Annotated in this window: 9 tRNA genes; all 9 read left to right on the top strand. The window is 50.6% G+C overall.

Annotation, left to right across the window (positions count from 1 at the left end):
* Window positions 1–58: 58 nt before the first annotated feature.
* Window positions 59–131, top strand: a tRNA-Lys gene (locus tag FC77_RS07700).
* 12 nt (window positions 132–143) lie between these two features.
* Window positions 144–225: transfer RNA gene (locus FC77_RS07695), tRNA-Leu, on the top strand.
* A gap of 36 nt (window positions 226–261) precedes the next feature.
* A tRNA-Thr gene (locus tag FC77_RS07690) sits at window positions 262–334 on the top strand.
* Window positions 335–345: 11 nt separating this feature from the next.
* Window positions 346–417: transfer RNA gene (locus tag FC77_RS07685), tRNA-Gly, on the top strand.
* Between the two features lie 10 nt (window positions 418–427).
* Window positions 428–513, top strand: a tRNA-Leu gene (locus FC77_RS07680).
* Window positions 514–522: 9 nt separating this feature from the next.
* Window positions 523–596, top strand: a tRNA-Arg gene (locus FC77_RS07675).
* A gap of 7 nt (window positions 597–603) precedes the next feature.
* Window positions 604–677, top strand: a tRNA-Pro gene (locus FC77_RS07670).
* Between the two features lie 32 nt (window positions 678–709).
* A tRNA-Met gene (locus FC77_RS07665) sits at window positions 710–783 on the top strand.
* 13 nt (window positions 784–796) lie between these two features.
* Window positions 797–870: transfer RNA gene (locus FC77_RS07660), tRNA-Ile, on the top strand.
* Window positions 871–949 lie beyond the last annotated feature (79 nt).

The following is a 949-nucleotide window of genomic DNA, read 5'->3' as shown; positions in this document are numbered from 1 at the left end:
GGAGAGCATCTGCCTTACAAGCAGGAGGTCACAGGTCCGAGCCCTGTATCCTCCATCCGAGTCGTTAGCTCAGTCGGTAGAGCATCTGACTTTTAATCAGAGGGTCGACGGTTCAAGCCCGTCACGACTCATGACCCCATTTTGCGGGTGTGGCGGAATTGGCAGACGCGCTAGATTTAGGTTCTAGTGTTTTTGGACGTATGGGTTCAAGTCCCATCACCCGTATTCGCCATTACAATTAAATATATACCATGTATTTATGCCGATTTAGCTCAGTTGGTAGAGCATCTGTTTTGTAAACAGGGGGTCGTACGTTCAAGTCGTATAATCGGCATTGTATATTTTGCGGAAGTAGTTCAGTGGTAGAACATCACCTTGCCATGGTGGGGGTCGCGGGTTCGAATCCCGTCTTCCGCTTTCATTTTATGCCGGGGTGGCGGAATTGGCAGACGCACAGGACTTAAAATCCTGCGGTTGGTTTCAACCGTACCGGTTCGAGCCCGGTCCTCGGCATTTAATGATGCGCCCTTAGCGCAACTGGATAGAGTGTCTGACTACGAATCAGAAGGTTGAAGGTTCAAGTCCTTCAGGGCGCATACATAACGGGAAGTGGCTCAGTTTGGTAGAGCACCTGGTTTGGGACCAGGGGGTCGCAGGTTCGAATCCTGTCTTCCCGATTTGTAATCTATGAAACTATCGATTACTTTTTGGCGGTGTAGCTCAGCTGGCTAGAGCGTCCGGTTCATACCCGGGAGGTCGAGGGTTCGATCCCCCCCGCCGCTATTTGCTAGAGCTTGGACCTTTAGCTCAGTTGGTTAGAGCAGACGGCTCATAACCGTCTTGTCGTAGGTTCGAGTCCTACAAGGTCCACTAGGACATTATTTAAAATTTTATCGCGGGATGGAGCAGTCTGGTAGCTCGTTGGGCTCATAACCCAAAGGTCGTTGGT

This window comes from Lactobacillus acetotolerans DSM 20749 = JCM 3825 (assembly GCF_001436775.1).
Classification (GTDB): Bacteria; Bacillota; Bacilli; order Lactobacillales; family Lactobacillaceae; genus Lactobacillus; species Lactobacillus acetotolerans.
The sequence above is the reverse complement of the archived record's forward strand: the minus strand, read 5'-3'. Positions and strand labels throughout refer to the sequence as shown.